This is a genomic window from Streptomyces sp. NPDC003635 (genome assembly GCF_053587635.1).
Genome location: NZ_JBSFOK010000058.1, coordinates 1 through 16583 on the forward strand (window position 1 = coordinate 1; position 16583 = coordinate 16583).

Consider the following 16583-nt stretch of genomic DNA (forward strand, 5'->3'; position numbering starts at 1 on the left):
GGGCAGGCCAACTACGCCGCCGCCAACACCTTCCTCGACGCCCTCGCCCACCACCGCCGCGCCCAAGGCCTGCCCGCCACCTCCCTCGCCTGGGGCTTCTGGGCCGAGACCAGTGCCCTGACCAGCAACCTCGGAGAACAGGAGCAGGCCCGGATGGCTCAGGGCGGGATGCTGCCGCTGAGCACGGAGCGTGGGCTGGCCGTGTTCGACGCGGCCACCGGTGTGGACGGCGCGGTGGCGGTGGCCGCCGCGCTCGACCCGGCGGGACTGCGAGACCGTGCCGCTCAGCAGGTGCCGCCGTTCCTGCGGGAGTTGGTCACGTCCGCCCGGCGGCGGCGCGGGACCGCGGCCAACGAGGTGGTCGAGTCGGCCTCGGCGCTGTCCGGGCGGCTCGCCGGGCTGGACCGGGCGGGCCGGGAGGAGGTGCTGGGGGAGCTGGTCCGCAGCCATGTCGCCGCGGTGCTCGGCCACTCCGACGCCGCCGCGCTGGACGCGACGCGCGAGTTCTCCTCCCTGGGCTTCGACTCGCTCACCGCCGTCGAGCTGCGCAACCGGCTCGGCGCCGTCACCGGTCTGGCGCTGCCCGCGACGCTGATCTTCGAGCACCGTACGCCGGAGGCGCTGGCCCGGTACCTGTCCGCGGAGGTCGAGGGCGGCGAGGTGGTGGCCGCGGCCCCGGTGGAGGCGCGGGCCATGGATCCCGACTCGCTCAGCGGGATCTTCGTCAAGGCCTGTCGTGAGGGCCGGTTCACGGAGATCAGCACGGTGCTGCGGACGGCGGCCGGCTTCCGTGAGTCCTTCACCGGGCCGGCCGAGCTGGCCAAGCTGCCGCAACTCACCCCGCTGGCCCGGGGCGGCCGCTCGCCCCAGCTGATCTGCTTCCCGACCTTCGCCTGGAAGCCCAGCGTCTACCAGTACCTGTCCTTCGCCGCCGCGCTCGGCGACAGCCGTTCCGTCTCGGCCCTCTCCCTGCCGGGGTTCATGACCGGCGAGCCGATCCCGGCCGACCTGGGCGCCCTGGTGCGCACGCTGGCGGAGGCGATCCGCCAGAACGCGGGGGACGAGCCGTACGCCCTGCTCGGCTATTCCAGCGGGGGTCTGATCGCGAGCGCGGTCGCCCGGCACCTGGAGGAGACGGACTCCGGGCCTGCCGCGCTGGTGATGATCGACACGCACTGGTGGGACACGGCCGGCGGTTTCGACGTCGACCCGTGGGCGGCCAGTGTGCTGAGCGGTCTGATGGACCGGGTCGGGGAGAGCGATCACCAGAGCGAGAACTGGGGCGACGCCTGGGTCACCGCCCGCGCCCGCTATCTCTACCTGGACTTCCGTCAGGCGGAGTTGGCGGCTCCCACCTTGCTGGTCCGGGCGGCCGACCCGCTCGGCCCCGAGGGCTCGCGGCGGCGCGCCGAGTGGGGCTACGAGCACACGGCCGTCGAGGTGCCCGGCGACCACTTCACGCTGATGGAGGCGGCGCACGCGGCGGACACCGCCCGTGCCGTCGACGCCTGGCTGCGGGACCTTCCCGAGCGCATGTGACACCCATCCACCGACTTGAGGAGCGGCAGTGCTCGAACTCGCCGGAAGGACCGCCTTCATCACCGGCGGAGCCCAGGGCATCGGCCTCGGCCTGGCCCGGGCCTTCGCCAAGGAGGGCGTACGGCTCGCTCTCGCCGACATCGACACGGACGCGCTGGCCTCGGCCGGGGCCGAACTGTCGGCGGTGACCGAGGTGGCCGGCTTCGTCCTGGACGTCACCGACCGGGAGGCGTTCGCCCGGGTGGCGGACGAGGCCGAGGAGCGCCTCGGCCCGGTGTCGCTGCTGTGCAACAACGCGGGCGTCGGCGGCAGTTACCCCGTCAGCGCGATGAGCTACGAGCTGTGGGACCTGATCCTCGGCGTCAACATCGGCGGCGTGGTCAACGGCCTCCAGACCTTCCTGCCCCGCATGATCGCCCGGGGTGAGCCGGCCCACATCGTCAACACCGGCTCGACCGCGGGGCTCGCGCCCCAGGGCGGGCAGGGGGGCTACATGTACGAGGGCACCAAGGCCGGGGTGATCGGCCTCTCCGAGGGGCTCGCCCGGCAGTTGGGTTACGAAGGCCATCCCATCGGGGTGACGGTGCTCTGCCCGGGGCTGGTGGCCACGAACATGGTCGCCACCAACCGGGCGGCGCGCCGCCGGATCACCGGGGATCTCGGCCTCACCACCGAGCAGGAGGAGGACCGGGAACGGCTCCTCACCGAGCAGGACTTCTATCTGCGGCAACTCGGGCTGTCCCCGGAGGCGGTGGGGGACATGGTGGTCGAGGGCGTACGGTCCGGGAAACCGTACGTCATCACCGACCGGAGTGTCGCGGAGCCGCTGGCCGCCCGGTCCAAGGCGCTGTTCACGGCGCTGCCCCCGGAGACGGAGCACGACCGTCGCATCGCTCGCCATGTGGCGGCGCAGATGCGGGAGGCGGCCCGCTCGGGCGGCAAGACCCACTGAGGCCGTGGAAGGCCCCACCGAACCCGAAGGGCCGGGGCCATCACGCGGGACGGGGGAGAGCCCGCGTGGTGGCCCCGGACGCCGATGCGACCCCGGGGGAGGTGGGCCGCATCGGCCGGGCCGCCCGCCGGTGAACCGGGTCGGACGGCGCTCGGGTCTCAGGCCAGGTCGCGTCGCCGGAAGCCGCTCAGCCCGGCCGCGACGAGCGCGACCGCGAGGAGTGCGAGCAGGAGCAGGGGTGTCGCCCGGAAGTCCGCCGACGGCAGATCCGGGACATGGGTGAAGGGGGAGAGGTTCATGACGGTCTGGTCGACCTTCAGTACCTCCCCGAACTGGCCGACGACCAGGACGAAGGCCAGCACCACCCAGGCGACGGCGGTATAGCGCGGGAGCAGCCCGAACAGCAACGCGCACAGTCCGATCAGCGTCCATACCGCGGGCACCTGGGCCAGCGCGGCGCCCAGGACGCGGGGCACCTCGCCCGTGACGTCGCCGCTGTTGAGGCCGTGGGCCAGGCCGGCCGCGAGTCCGGCCGAGGTGAGCATGACCACGGAGCCGACGGCGGCGACCGTGAGATGACTGGCCGCCCAGTTCACGCGTCGTACGGCCGTCGACAGCACCGGATCGATCCGGTGGGCGGACTCCTCGCCGGACAGCCGCAGCGCCGACTGGACGGCGTAGGCGCCGACGATGACGGCGATGAGCGAGGTGATGGTGGCCAGGAAGACGTCGACGATGCTGCCGCTGCCACCGAGGTCGCGCAGCAGCTCGTCGATGTTGGGGTTGTCCTCGGCCACGTCGACCATGCCGTCCGCGACTCCGCCGAACGCCGCCCCGACGATGAGGAAGGCGAGCGCCCAGCCCAGCATGGAGCCCTTCTGCAGACGCCAGGCGAGGGCGAGGGGGGAGCGCAGCGCGGGGGACGCCTCCACCGGCCCGAGCGAGGGCGGCAGCACTCCGGAGCCGATGTCCCGCCGGCTGATGAGCACGCCGACCGCGGCGACCAGGACGGCGACGGCGCCGATGAACAGCAGTCCGACCGCCCAGTTCTCGTCGGTGTACGGGCGCATCATCTCGGCCCAGCCGATGGGGGAGAGCCACGTCAGCCAGGACATGCCGCCATCGGTGGCGCTGGCCGCGTCTCCGACGGCGCGCAGCAGATACGCGAGGCCCAGGACGGCGGAGGCGAGGCCGGTGGCGGAGCGGGCGTGGTCGGTCAGCTGAGCGGTGATCCCGGCGACGACGGCGAAGAACACGCCGACCCCCGCGCAGCCGAGCGCGAACGCCCAGGAACCGACGGCGGGCAGATCGGTGTTGCGCAGCCCCAGCCCGAGGAGCAGCGCGATGACCAGGTTCATCCCGGTGACGAGCAGCAGGGAGCTGGCGAGCCAGGCCTTGCGGCCGAGGACCGCCGAACCGGCCAGCTCCGCCCGGCCGCTTTCCTCTTCGGCGCGGGTGTGCCGTACCACCATGAGGATGCTCATCAGGCCGATGATCGTGGCCATGAAGGCGACCAGTTGGTAGGCGTTGATCCCGCCGGTCGTGGTCAGGTCGAAGGCGCGGCCGCCGAGGGCGAGCATGGCCGGGTTCGTCTCGACCGTCTCGGCGAGGTTCTGCCGTTCCTCGGCCGTGCTGTACAGGTCGTTGTTGCTCTGCGCGGACGCGGTGGTGAACAGCACGATGCCGAGGATCCAGGCGCTCGCCCGCACCCGGTCGAGCCGGAGGGCGAGACGCAGCAGCGTCCAGGTGCCCGCGTAGTCCCTCACCGCGCGGCCTCCGCCCGGTCCGGCACGGTCGTGTAATGGCGCATGAACAGGTCTTCCAGGGTGGGCGGTTGGCTGACCAGACCGCGCAGCCCGAGGGTCGTCAGATGCTGTACGGCCGTGTTGAGGTCGCCGGAGTCGACATCGAAGGTGACCGTGCGCTCGTCGTCACCGATGCGCACGTTGTGCACGCCGGGCAGGCGGGAGAGGCCGCCGACGGGTTCGGTCAGTTCGGCACGGATGGAGGTGCGGGTGAGGTGGCGCAGTCCGGCGAGGGTGCCGGACTCCACCGTACGGCCGCCGCGGATGATGCTGACGCGGTCGCAGAGCCGCTCCACCTCGGAGAGGATGTGGCTGGAGAGCAGCACCGTACGGCCGCGGCGGCGCTCCTCGTCGATGCAGTCCTGGAAGACGGACTCCATCAACGGGTCGAGGCCCGAAGTGGGTTCGTCGAAGATGAGGAGTTCGACGTCGGAGGCGAGGGCGGCCACCAGCGCCACCTTCTGCCGGTTGCCCTTGGAGTAGGCGCGGCCCTTCTTCTTCGGGTCCAGTTCAAAGCGCTCGATCAGCTCGTCCCGCCGCTTCCGGCTCGTGGTGCCGCGCAGCCGGCCCAGCAGGTCGATGACCTCGCCGCCGGAGAGGGTCGGCCAGAGGGTCACGTCGCCGGGGACGTACGCCAGCCGCTTGTGTAATTCGACGGCGTCCGCCCACGGTTCGCCGCCCAGCAGCGTCACCTTGCCGCTGTCGTACCGCAGGAGCCCCAGCAGGACGCGGATGGCCGTCGTCTTGCCCGCGCCGTTGGGGCCGAGGAAACCGTGCACCTCCCCGGCCTCCACGCTGAGGTCGAGACCGTCAAGGGCTCGGACGGGTCCGAACGTCTTGACCAGTGAGGAGATTGAGATAGGTGGCGTCATGATTTTAACTGTACTTGGATATTTTGAAATTTGCGAGAACTGGAAGAAGTTCGAATGGCCGGTTAGGGTGGGTTCAGGAGGTGCCCTACACGTGTCCACAGGCAGAGCAGAATCAGCGAACGAAGCGCCCGCGGGATCGCAGTGGGCGGCGGAGGGGGAGGCCCGAGCCGTGGAGCGGCTGGCGAGCCGGTTCGCCGAGACGGGACTGCCCCGCATGTCCGCACGCGTCTTCGCCGCCCTACTGGTGTCCCCGAACGGCGCGCTGACCGCCGCCGAGATCGGCCAGTTCCTTTCCATCAGCTCCGGCACCGTCTCCACGGCGCTGCAGAGCCTTGTCCGGATCGGCCTGATCAGCCGGGAGAACCAGCCCGGCTCCCGCCGTGACCTCTACCGCGTCCGCGAGGACCCCTGGCCCGACGTCTTCGCCATCCGCAGCCTGTGGCTCCGGGAGTTCGCGAAGGCCGCCATGGAGGACATCGACCTGCTCGACGAGTCCAACACCGCCGGCCGCGCCCGACTGATGGACATGCGGGAGTTCGGCCTCTTCGTCATGCCCAAACTCGAGCAGATCGTCGCCGATTGGCGGGAGTACCGGGCCTCTGGAGCCTGACGCGGAGGGAGGCCGTGTCCGCGGCGGACGCGGCCTCCCTCCTTGTCGGCCCGGCCGAACATCGGCTCAGCCGAAGCGCAGAATCCGCGGGGCGAAGGTGTTTTCCGGCCCGGAGGCGCGGCCGACCGACCACACCGTCTCCGTCCCCGGCACCGGCGTCAGCCGCAGCGTCCGGGAGTCGCCCTCGCCGGGCACGGCCGGTTCGCTGTACTCGGCGAAGGACTGTCCGTCCCAGGCCAGGAAGTCGGGGCCGGGAACGAGGGGCGGTGTACTGCCCGGCGGGCCCCACTTCTGCGAGTTGGCCACCGAGATCCAGCCCAGCTCGCCGGACGGGGTGGGTGCCAGTGAGGTGATCCCCCCGAAGTCGGCGGGCACGGTCACCCGGTTCCACGTCTGCCCGTCGAAGCGGACCAGCAGCGGCGGAATCGGCCTGCCCGGCGGACCGCCCACGAACCCGGCCGTGCCGCCCGCCCACACCTCCGTCGGCGAGACCGCCAGCACACTGCCCACCGCCGACCGCGGGAAGCCGTTCACGATGGTCTGCTCCCACGCCTGCCCGTCCCAGTGCGACACGGTCGCACCCGAGGCGGAGTCGCCCGCGGCCCACACGTCGTCGACCGCCAGGATGTGCAGTCCGTACACCCCGCCCGGCGGCGCCGGCACCTCCCGCCAGCCGCGCCCGTCCCACCGCAGCAACACCTGTACGCCGTCCCGCGTACCGATCAGCCAGACCTCGCCGCCACCGGCGACGACGCGCGACAGCAGGACACCGCGCAGCGCCCGGCTCTCGGACCAGGCACTGCCGTCGAAGCGGAGCAGACGGGCCCCGCCGGCCGAGTCGCGGCCCACCGCCCAGACCGCGCTGGGCGAGGTCCCGGCGACGGACAACAGGTCTCCCTGCCAGCCGATCCCGGGCAGCGGCTGGCGCTGCCACGCGCTGCCGTCCCAGCGCAGCACCAGCGGGAAGCCCGGCGCCTCACGGCCGACGGCGTCGGCGCCCACCGCCCACGCCCGGTCGGGACCGAACGCGGCGGCCTCGTTCAGCCCGGCCTGCGGACGTACCTGCGCCGGGACCGGGACGTGCTGCCAGGACAGGGTGTCCGCCGCGGCCGAGGTCACCAGCATCACGAGGGTCGTGGCAACGGCGAGGGCCGCGACGAGAAGTCTGCGTAACACGGATCAGCCTCCCAGCCGCTCACTCATCGGATTCGGTTTCGAGCCGTAGATCTCGACGGTCCCGAAGGACAGCAACGAGGAGCCCGAGGCAGCCAGTTCACGCGGTTTGACGTCGATCGCGCCGGTGCGTTCCGGGCCGTAGGAGAAGGTGGTACGGCGGCCGTCCACCCGCGCGTACTTCGACTGGAACGCGCGGTCGCTGCGCACCGGCAGCCACAGCGCGCCGTCCCGGGCGCGTGCCATGCCCTCGGTGTAGGTGTCGCCCAGCGGCGGGTAACTGGTGCGCCAGGCATGCCCGTTGAAGGACATCAGGTAGGTGCGGGCCACACCGTCGGCGTACTGGCTGCCGCCGATCGTGATCCGCCCGGCCGGTTCGAGCAGCATCGTGTGCACGTTGCTGTTGGGCGGTAGCGCCACCTGCGCGTCCCGCCAGGCCGTGCCGTCCCAGTGCAGGATCGTGCTCCCGCTGGTGGTGTCGGCCCAGGCCCAGACGTCGGTGGCGGTGCGCGCGGTGATCCCCATGAGGTACAACACCCCGTCCGGCGTGACCTGCTGGGTCCATGCGGAACCGTCGTAGTGCAACACCTTCAGTCCGGTGTCGTCCTCGCCGACCACCCACGCCCCACCCGGTGCGGCGGTGAAATCCTGGTAGGTCCACAGGGTTCGGGGGAGCGGTACGGAACTCCACCCGTCCGCGGACCGGATGAGGATCTCCCCGGCCCCCTCGCGGTTGTGGAAGATCCACGTTTCCTCGCCGACGAACTGCACCTTGCCGAGCCAGCCCAGGTCAGCGGCGCCGGGAAAAGAGCTCTCCCGGCTCCACGCGGTGCCGTCCCACCGGTACAGCATCGGCCGCAGTCCGTCCAAGGCGTGTTCGTACCCCGTCGCCCAGGCCTCCCCGGGCCCGCGGGCGGCGAGGTCGGACACGGTCACGGGAGACGACGCCGCCGGCGGCACCGGCAGCGCCGTCCACGTGGGTGTCGCGCTGGGCGTGACGGCCGCGGCGGGCGACACCACCACGGCACACGCCGTCACCAGACAGAGAAAGATCGCACGGAGACCGTTCACGAGACCTCCCAGAACGCGAAGGCCGCTCAGCTTAAGGCGTTCGCCCACAAGTGAACAGACGTCTCACGGCGCCACTACTGGTGCGGTTACGGCTTCCACCAGAGGCCGGACGCGTCGCGCAGGGTGTTGGTGCCGCAGTGGATCTCGCCCATGCCGAGGTGGTACGTGTACCAGTCGTCGACGTACGAGATCTTCATGCCGGCGCCGGTGTACGCGGCGGTGACGGCCTCGGTGAAGATGTCCTTGCCTCCGATGACGGGACCCCATTGGCGCGGGGCGAGGTAGCGGTCGCGGGAGAGCAGGATGCCGTTGACGGCGCCGGGGACGTAGGCGCTGGTCATCACCGTGGGTGCGGCGGCGCGGGCGCCCTCGGCGTCCTCGCGGAACTGCTGCTGGCCGTACTTCCGGGCGGCCTCCGGGGCGCCGTCGCCGCCGAGGCGGCGGAGCAGCGGCACACGGGTTTCCTCGCTGTCCCCCACGATGCCCCGGGTGTAGAGGGCGGGCACGCGGACGATCTCCTCGTCGGTGACGCCCGTCTGCTTCTTGAGGATCTCCAGGTTGGCCGCGATCTTCCGGGCCGCCATCTCGTTGTCGGAGACCAGGTGCCGGGAGGCGAGGGCCTCGTCGATGGTCTCCTCAGGGGGGAGCAGCTCGTCGAAGCCGGGCACGGAGAACATCTTCTTCGCGCCGTGGCCGTCGCGCTGTGCGTCGCGCAGGAGTTGCAGCCCGGCCTCGGGGTCGGCGATGCCGATCCGCCAGCCGCGCGGGGTGTCGGCGGGCAGGAACTGCACGAACTCGTCGACGTGCCCCACGTGCAGCCATGAGGTGTCCAGCAGGAGCGGGTCCTGAAGTCCCTGGGACTTCAGCATCGTGCGTATCTCCTTGGAGGGCTTGACGCCGCTGCCGTCCTTGCGCTCGCCCATGATGACCCGCCCGGCCGGGAAGGAGCGGCCGCCCTGGGCGTAGGGCGGGATCGTCTCCAGGTTGCCGTAGGAGTTCAGGGTCTCCCAGCCCTGCATGTCACGGCCCTTGGCCTGCACGACACCGACGTTGGGGCCGCGCAGCTTCTCGTAGAGTTCGCGGCCCGCCTCGCGGTCCTGTGCCGAGCGCAGCATGACGCGCATCGTGCGCTGCTTGCCGTCCGGGCCCGTCATGTTGAGGTAGGCCGGCTCGACGAAGTCCTGGGCCCAGATGTCGCCGTACTTCTCGAAGGTCACCAGCGGCTTGGTGATGCCCGCCGCCTGGCTCTCCTTCTCCAGCTTCTTGACGAACGCCCGCTGCCGCTTGGCCCACGGGTCGTTGCCGCTGACCTTCGTGACCAGCAATTGCTGGGTGTTCTGGAGGGCGTGGTGGGTGAGCAGCGGGGCGGCGCGCAGGGTCACGGAGTCGGCGGAGGTGCCCGACGAGGACGTGACCTTCAGCCGGATCACCACGCGCCCGTCCCACTTAGCGCTGTCGCGGATCACATCCTTGCCCTCGACACCGAACTCGATGCCGGCGCGCAGCTCGGCCCGGGTCAGCCGGGTCTGCGAAGTGACCAGCTCCCAGGCGCCGTTGCGCTGGACGAAGACCCTGCTCTGCGCGGCTCCCGTGGTGACCTTGACGCTGCCCTTGGCGTCGGACGGCAGGTTGCGCAGCGGCACCGAGCGCACCCGGGCCAGGTCGGCGGCGTCCGCACGGCCGTTGACCTTCTTGTCGGACGCGTCGTTGCAGGCGGTGAGTTTGGCCTCGGACAGCGGGCGGCCGCCCGGGCCGGCGGTGGGGCAGCGCTTGCTGTCGTCGTCGATGTTGGGCAGGAAGACCGCACCCCGACCGATCGACCAGGAGTTCTCCCCGGCGATGTCGGTGTCACCCGTGACGTCGACCTGCCCGTCGCGGTTGACGTCCGCCCGCAGGTCGATGCGCGGCGGCTCCTCCTCCGCGTACGCCATGCCGGGTGGTGTGAGCACCGCTCCCGTCGCGGTGAGGGCCAGTACCGCCCGTGCAGCGTGTCTCGTACGCACTTCGTGTCCTCTCGTTCCGTGCGGTCAAACCCCGCTGCAGGGAATGAGGCGAAACGAGTGCTGTGCGTTGGCTGTGCGGTGCGAAGTCATCCTTTTTGATGAGGAATTGCAGGTGGCGGTACCTCCTGCGGCTGACGGAGCACGCCCCCAGCGGGAGACGCGCTATCGCGCGCCGCGCAGCTTGAGGGCGTACGTCATCGCACGTCGCGCAGCTTGAGGAGGTACGTCGCGGTGAGCGCGACGCCACGGTCCTCATCCCGCGACAGGTCCTCCAGGGCACGCGACGTGGCGATCCCCGGGATCCCCGCGAGCGCCTGGGTCAGCCGTCGACGTGCGGCCGTCGCAGTGGCGCCGTCGGCGAGGCGGTCGAGGAGTCGCGTGGCGATCCGGTCCGCTGACGCGGGGTCAGCCGCCAGCGTGCTCAGCGCGTCGGCCGCGTCGACGTCGTTCCTCTCCTCGACGATCATCTCGACGAGAGTGGGGACCGCGTCGGCGACTCCACCTGCCCCGAGCGCCAGAGCCGCATGCCCGCGGACGACGAGGTCGGGGTCGTCGAGGGCGTCCCGCAGCAGGTCGGTCGCGGCGCTGTCCTCGATCTCGGCGATGGCCTCGACGGCACGTCTGCGCACCTCGGTCGCGGGTGAGCGAAGCCCTTCCGCCAGCAGCGTCGGCGCGTCCTCGCCCGACTGCGCCAGAGCCCACCGCAGGGCTCCGGCGACGATCGGGTCCGGCTCGCTCAGCACGGCCTCGACCAGAGCTCCCACGGGCACGGGCACGTCCTCGACCGCGGAGAGGGCCGCGCGCTGCCGCGTCTGCGCGCTCTTCGACCCCAGGGCCTGAAGGAGCGCGACGATCTGGAGGACGTCCTCCCATCCGGCCGGTTCCGCGGCACCGATCCGGCTGAGCCGCGTGAGGAGCTCCGTCTCCGCCGCGATGCGATCCCGTGTCCGGCGGATGAGGTCGTCGACGAGCTCCCCGGGTGCGAAGCCGGGGTCGTCGAGCGCGCGCCCGACGTCCCGCAGCGACAACCCCAACGACCGCAGGCTCTCGATGTGGAAGATGCGGCGGATGTCCTCCCCGGAGTACTCGCGGTAGCCGGAGCCGGTGCGACCGGAAGGCCGCACCAGCCCGAGCGACTCGTAATGCCTGAGCATGCGCGCGCTGACCCCGGACCGCCGCGCGACGTCACCGATCAACACTGCCTACCGCCCCTCCGGTCCGCCCCCGCCGAGGGCTACGACGCGCTTCGCCTCCTCGACCGCGAACTCGAACTCCGCGTCCGGGTCCCGCCACAGCTGTTCCGTGGCGAGCGCGTGGGCGCGCACACGCGGGTCGGGGTCCGTCGCCGCGGCGCCCAGAATCGGCACCATCACCTCCCCGAGCGCCACCAGCGCGCGGCTGAGACTCAACCGCGTCTCGCGTTCACCGCGCCCGAGCTGCGCCGCCAACAGTACGGCGAGCTCGCGCTGCTCTCCCTCAGGCACGAGCACGACCGCCGCCCGCCAGGCACTCCGGGCCACCTCGTCGTCGGCGGCGGCCAGCAGCGCCGGGGTGATCGCCGGCCACGCCAACCGGTCCCCGATCTTCGACAGCGTGTGCAGGGCCTGGCTCCGCGCCTGCGCACGCTCCGAGCGGAGTTCGACCAGGAGCGCTGGGACGGTCATCGAGGCGGCATGGCGGGTGAGCGCCCATGTCAGCATCTCGCGCACGTAGAACTCGGGCTCGATCGCGCACCGCTCGACGAGCTTGCCGATGAACTCCGGGTCGGGCGCCGTGCCGGCCGCGAGGGCCGCCTGCAGCCGGACCGACGAGCTGGCGTGGTCCAGCGCCTGAAGAACGTGCATGGTGTTCGGGTCCTCTTTCGACGTGATCACGGGGACCCCCTCCTCGGCCACAGTGAAGGGCTTGCCACCGTGTCAAGGTCAAGCGGAACGGGACGGGATGTCGCGCTCCGCGGTGCCGTGGTTCGGGTGTGCCGCAGGCTGCGTACGGCGATGTCCGGTTATCGCCGGTCCGCCGTAATTGCCTGGACTGAAAACCTCCCTTGACGGGACACTTCCGACTTCCGAACCTCCGGGAGTGTGATGGGGACAACAGATACGCGAGGCCCCACGCCGGGCAGGAGCGCGGTGGTTCTGGCCCTGCGCCGCTACGGCCGGGAACTCCTGCGCCTGCGACGGCATGCCTTCCCCGCGCTGCTGTTGCCGGCCGTGGGCAACATCGGCACCCGCTACGTTGCCCCGCTGCTGATCGCCAAACTGGCGGGGCAGGCAGCCGAGGACGGCGGTCTCACCCTCGCCTCGGCCCTGCCGTACGTCCTGGGCTTCGGCGCGACGCTGCTGCTCGCCGAGGCCGTGTGGCGGATCGGACAGCACTGCCTGAACCGCGTGGACGCCCTCGGTATGGAGCACCTGTACGTGAGCGGCATGGACGAACTCCTGGCCCAGGACGCGGCGTTCTTCCACGACAACTTCGCCGGCTCCCTGACCAAACGGGTGCTCAGCTTCGGCAAGCGCTTCGAGGACTTCGTCGACACCGTGACGTACCGGATCGTGGGCAGCCTCGTCCCGCTCGTGTTCGGGGCCGTGGTGCTGTGGAGCTACGAACCGATGCTCGTGGTGGGCCTCCTCGTGATGATCGCGCTGACCGCGGTGGCAGCGACGCCGCTGATCCGGCGTCGGCAGAGACTCGTCAACGCCCGTGAGGCGGCGATGGCGCGGGTCTCCGGCCACGTCGCCGACAGCCTCATGAACATGGAGACCATCCGCGCGTTCGCGGCCGAGCGCCGGGAGGCCGAGGAACACCGCAGCCGTGTCGCGGAGTCCAGGCGTCTGACGCTGCGGTCATGGGACTACGGCAACCTGCGCGTCGACGTCCTGGTCGCCCCCATGTTCGTGCTGACCAACGTGCTGGGTCTGCTGGTCGCCATCGCTCTCGCCGGGTCGGGCCAGGGAGTCGAGGCGCTCGTCGTCGCTTTCACGTACTACTTCAACGCCACGGAGATCATGTTCGAGTTCAACCAGATCTACCGGCGTCTGGAAAGCTCCATGACCGAGGCCGCCCAGTTCACCGAACTGCTGCTGGACCCGCCCACCGTGCTCGACCCGGCGCGACCCGAACCGCTGGCACCGCGGGACACGGGCATCCGCTTCGAGGCGGTGACCTTCGCCCACGCCGGTGCGCAGCCGATCTTCCGAGGGCTGGACCTGGACGTGCCCGCGGGCGCGCGGATCGGCCTGGTCGGCCGGTCCGGCGGCGGCAAGACCACGCTCACCCGGCTCCTGCTGCGCATGTCGGACATCGACGACGGCCGCATCCTGATCGGCGGTCAGGACGTCAGCCGACTGCGCCAGACCGACCTGCGCTCGCTGTTCGCCTACGTCCCACAGGAACCCGCCATGTTCCACCGCAGCCTGCGGGACAACATCGCCTTCGCCCGGCCCGGCGCCACCGCCGCGGAGATCCACGCGGCGGCGGAGGCCGCGCACGTCACGGAGTTCGCCGACCAACTCCCCGACGGCTTCGCCACCCTGGTGGGGGAGCGAGGGGTCAAACTCTCCGGCGGCCAGCGCCAGCGCGTCGCCCTTGCCCGGGCCATCCTCCGCGACGCGCCGATCCTCCTGCTCGACGAGGCGACCAGCGCCCTGGACTCGGAGAGCGAACTCCTGGTCCAGGACGCCCTGTGGAGGCTGCTGGAAGGACGCACGGCCCTCGTCGTGGCCCACCGCCTCAGCACGGTCGCCGGTATGGACCGCCTCGTCGTCCTGGACCGCGGAAACGTCGTCGAACAGGGCACCCACGACCAACTCCTCGCGTCCCAGGGTGCCTACGCCAAACTGTGGCAGCACCAATCGGGCGGCTTCCTCGGCGAGAGCACCGATCCGGACCCCGCGATCCCTGTCACGAGCACCGGGTCAAAGTGACCCGGTCGAGCAGGGCACGAGGCACAGGGCCACGTCGGCAAGGGACCTGCACCGGCGCGGACGAGCTCGCCTCAACCGTCGGTCCGCCCTCGCTCGCCGGTCCCGGGGTCCCCGCCGGCCCGGAGCATCTGGCTCGCGGCCAGCTCGCGATAGAGGGCGCTGCTGACCAGCAGTTCCTCGTGGCGTCCGCCGGTGGCCGTGCGGCCGTCCTGGAGCACCACGATGTGGTCGGCGTGCTGCACTGTGGACAGGCGATGGGCGATGACCAGCAGGGCACACTCCTGGGCGACGTCCTTCAGGACGCCGGTGAGCGCCGATTCGTTGATCGCGTCGAGGTGGGAGGTGGGCTCGTCCAGCAGGAGCAGCGAAGGGCGCGCCAACAACGCTCGCGCGAGTGCGACGCGCTGACGTTCACCGCCGGAGAGGTTGCTGCCGCGCTCACCGATGACAGCGGCCAGGCCCCCGGACAGCCGGTCGATGACCTCCTCGAGCCTGGCCAGTTCGACGACGCGCCGGATCTCCGCCTCCGTGGCGTCGGGCACCGCGTAGGTGATGTTGTCGCGCAGGGTGCCGTGGACGACATGGGTGTTCTGGTCGACCACGGCGATACCGCGGCGGCAGGCGTCACGGGTGAGTTCGGTCGCGGGCCGCCCATCGAAGAGCAAGGTGCCCGCATCCGGCTCGTAGAACCGCGCTACCAGGGCGAACACCGTGCTCTTGCCGGCGCCGGACGGGCCTACCAGGGCGACCTGCCGGCGCTTCGGGACAGCGAACGAGACGCCGCGCAGAACCGGCCGCGCCGGGTCGTAGCCGAAGTAAACGTCGCGCAGGGCGAGGACGGGCTGCTCGTGGGAGCCGGACGGCCGGGCCGGCCGCGGTGTGGGTGCGCGCTCTTTCGGGATCTGGGGCCCGGTGGGCTCCACCGGAAGGTGGAGTGCCTCGTCGATGCGCTGGTAGGCGCCCATCCCGCGTTGGATCAGGCCCACGGCGCGGAAGACGGAGGACAGCGGCAGGACGAGGTACGAGGCGTACAGCAGGAACGCCACGAGGTCACCGAGGGAACCGGCATGACCGCCCACGCGCAGGCCGCCGACGACCAGGACGATGAGGAAGGAGCCCTGGACGGCGAGTTCGACGGCGGAGCTCATCACCGAGGCGAGCTTCGCGGTGCGCACCCCCGCCCCGTAGGCCGCCTCCACTCGGGTGCCGATGCCGGCCGCCTCGCGCTCCTCGGCGCCGTGCACGCGGACCATCGGCAGGGCGCCCAGGGCGCGTTCCATGTCGGCGGCGACGGCACCGACCGAGCCCTGCATGTGTTCGGACGCGTTCCTGATGCCCGTGAGCAGTGAGGCGACCACCACCGCCGCCGCTGCCACGGTCGCGGCGACCAGGAGCAGCAGCAGAAGGTCCAGCCACGCCATGAGGGCGATGGCGCCGATGGCGATAAGGCTTCCCGTCACGAGGTCGACCAGAGCCTGCGAGACGACCTCCCGCAGCAATGTGGTGTCGGCCGTCACCCGGGAGATGAGGTCGCCGCCCCGGTGTCTGTCGTACTCCCTCATCTCCAGCCGCAGCAGCCGATTCACCAGCCCGTGCCGGAGTTGCCGTACGACGCCTTCGCCCATCCGTTCCAGAAGGAAGCGTCCTGCGGCCCCCGTCGCCGCCTCGACGACGAAGAGCGTGCCCAGGAGTGCCAGCAGCGGCCAGATGACCTGTCCGTGGCCGCTCGCGTCGACGACCTGCTTGGCGACGAGTGGCTGGGCCAGTCCCAGGGCGGAGCCCACGAGCGTCAGTCCGGTGGCGACGGCGATGGAGCTCCGATGCCCGGCGGTGAGCCGGTACATCGTGGCCACCGCCGCCAGGGTGGACCTGTCCGCTTCGGTGACCGTGGCCCGGCCGCCGTGCGGGACCGTCACGCCCGTCATCGTTCCCCAGCGCGTGTCAACGGGCCGACTGCCACTAGCCGGGCGAAGTAGCCCTGCGGGACTCCCTCGCCGACGGGACTGCCTTCAGCCTCGATCCAGGCGTGAGCGGTGAAGGGCGGGGTGACCCGTACGCCGGTGCACCAGGTCGGCCATGTTCCGCCGAGCCGGCACAGCAGTGCCGCTCCCAGGGAGCGCGGCAGGCACCCCTTCGGTCCGGCGCAGCGCAGGCTGGCGGCGCACATGGCGTCGCGCGCGATCTGGGCCTGCGCGGTGGTCGCGGGCGCGGCGCCGCGCCGCAGGATGCCGAGCACGGTCCGGATGTGGCGGGGCGGCAGCAGGGCGAGGGCGACGGCGGGGAGCAGGACGAGGCGGGCGGTGAGGCGTCGGGCCAGGGACACCCCGGTGGGCCGCTCGAGCGCGCTGGGCGTCGTCATGAGGCGAGCCCCGAGTCGCGCAGTTCCCGTACGAGTGTCTCGACATCCTGCAGGGCCTGCGCCCGGTCGATGTCGAACTCCTGGACCAGGGCGGCGGCCGCGTCCGCCTCCTCGCCGCCGTCCAGCAGCGTCCGCACCACCACGGTGGCCGTCGGGTTCAACTCCCAGTAGGAACCTGCCTGTTCGTCCAGCAGTACCGTGCCGTAGTCGGTCTCGGCCGTGGAGACGTTGGCGCCGAACCGCAGGGGCATGTGAGGGCCTTTCTGACGTGTTGGA

14 protein-coding genes are annotated in these 16583 nt (G+C 71.4%); 4 read left to right on the forward strand and 10 right to left on the reverse strand.

The genetic code is table 11. From position 1 onward, the window contains the following. Nucleotides 1–1539, forward strand: a 1539-nt coding sequence (locus ACWDRW_RS35235; protein ID WP_451730966.1) for a thioesterase domain-containing protein, incomplete at its 5' end; no start/stop codon positions are given. Nucleotides 1540–1567: 28 nt separating this feature from the next. Then, nucleotides 1568–2491, forward strand: coding sequence for an SDR family NAD(P)-dependent oxidoreductase (locus tag ACWDRW_RS35240; protein WP_451730969.1), 924 nt, complete (start codon nucleotides 1568–1570; stop codon nucleotides 2489–2491). A 158-nt stretch (nucleotides 2492–2649) separates the two neighbouring features. Here ACWDRW_RS35240 and ACWDRW_RS35245 read toward each other — a convergent pair whose 3' ends face one another. Both ACWDRW_RS35245 and ACWDRW_RS35250 read right to left on the reverse strand, forming a co-directional pair. After that, nucleotides 2650–4257, reverse strand: coding sequence for an ABC transporter permease (locus tag ACWDRW_RS35245; RefSeq protein ID WP_451730972.1), 1608 nt, complete (start codon nucleotides 4255–4257; stop codon nucleotides 2650–2652). Further along, the gene (locus ACWDRW_RS35250; protein ID WP_451730974.1) at nucleotides 4254–5168 is read right to left on the reverse strand and encodes an ATP-binding cassette domain-containing protein; all 915 of its coding nucleotides are present in this window, start codon (nucleotides 5166–5168) and stop codon (nucleotides 4254–4256) included. The genes ACWDRW_RS35245 and ACWDRW_RS35250 overlap by 4 nt, the downstream gene beginning before the upstream one ends. A 91-nt stretch (nucleotides 5169–5259) precedes the next feature. Between ACWDRW_RS35250 and ACWDRW_RS35255 the strand changes: the two genes are divergently transcribed. Beyond that, entirely contained in the window at nucleotides 5260–5778 is a 519-nt protein-coding gene (locus ACWDRW_RS35255; protein ID WP_451730977.1) for a GbsR/MarR family transcriptional regulator, read from the forward strand. Nucleotides 5779–5844: 66 nt separating this feature from the next. On the opposite strand, the gene ACWDRW_RS35260 is transcribed toward ACWDRW_RS35255, so the two are convergent. The 5 genes from ACWDRW_RS35260 to ACWDRW_RS35280 all read right to left on the reverse strand — a co-directional run bounded on the left by ACWDRW_RS35260 (nucleotide 5845) and on the right by ACWDRW_RS35280 (nucleotide 11899). Further along, nucleotides 5845–6954, reverse strand: coding sequence for a hypothetical protein (locus ACWDRW_RS35260; protein WP_451730980.1), 1110 nt, complete (start codon nucleotides 6952–6954; stop codon nucleotides 5845–5847). A 3-nt stretch (nucleotides 6955–6957) separates the two neighbouring features. Then, nucleotides 6958–8022 (reverse strand): hypothetical protein, encoded by a 1065-nt coding sequence (locus ACWDRW_RS35265; protein WP_451730982.1) that lies wholly within the window; start codon nucleotides 8020–8022, stop codon nucleotides 6958–6960. An 86-nt stretch (nucleotides 8023–8108) separates the two neighbouring features. Next, entirely contained in the window at nucleotides 8109–10025 is a 1917-nt protein-coding gene (locus ACWDRW_RS35270; protein WP_451730985.1) for a protein-arginine deiminase domain-containing protein, read from the reverse strand. A 194-nt stretch (nucleotides 10026–10219) separates the two neighbouring features. Then, nucleotides 10220–11224 (reverse strand): HEAT repeat domain-containing protein, encoded by a 1005-nt coding sequence (locus ACWDRW_RS35275; protein WP_451730987.1) that lies wholly within the window; start codon nucleotides 11222–11224, stop codon nucleotides 10220–10222. A 3-nt stretch (nucleotides 11225–11227) separates the two neighbouring features. After that, nucleotides 11228–11899 (reverse strand): HEAT repeat domain-containing protein, encoded by a 672-nt coding sequence (locus tag ACWDRW_RS35280; RefSeq protein ID WP_451730989.1) that lies wholly within the window; start codon nucleotides 11897–11899, stop codon nucleotides 11228–11230. A 210-nt stretch (nucleotides 11900–12109) separates the two neighbouring features. Between ACWDRW_RS35280 and ACWDRW_RS35285 the strand changes: the two genes are divergently transcribed. After that, nucleotides 12110–13948 (forward strand): ABC transporter ATP-binding protein, encoded by a 1839-nt coding sequence (locus ACWDRW_RS35285; protein ID WP_451730992.1) that lies wholly within the window; start codon nucleotides 12110–12112, stop codon nucleotides 13946–13948. A gap of 71 nt (nucleotides 13949–14019) precedes the next feature. Here ACWDRW_RS35285 and ACWDRW_RS35290 read toward each other — a convergent pair whose 3' ends face one another. The 3 genes from ACWDRW_RS35290 to ACWDRW_RS35300 are packed head-to-tail and all read right to left on the reverse strand — an operon-like array spanning nucleotide 14020 to nucleotide 16558. Next, entirely contained in the window at nucleotides 14020–15873 is a 1854-nt protein-coding gene (locus ACWDRW_RS35290) for an ABC transporter ATP-binding protein (RefSeq protein ID WP_451730995.1), read from the reverse strand. Then, complete coding sequence (locus ACWDRW_RS35295; protein ID WP_451730998.1) at nucleotides 15870–16307, reverse strand: lasso peptide biosynthesis B2 protein; 438 nt, start codon at nucleotides 16305–16307, stop codon at nucleotides 15870–15872. The genes ACWDRW_RS35290 and ACWDRW_RS35295 overlap by 4 nt, the downstream gene beginning before the upstream one ends. After that, a complete protein-coding gene (locus tag ACWDRW_RS35300) occupies nucleotides 16304–16558 on the reverse strand; it encodes a lasso peptide biosynthesis PqqD family chaperone (protein ID WP_451731000.1) in 255 nt (84 codons plus the stop codon). Before ACWDRW_RS35300 ends, ACWDRW_RS35295 begins: the two co-directional genes overlap by 4 nt. Between the last annotated feature and the right edge of the window lie 25 nt (nucleotides 16559–16583).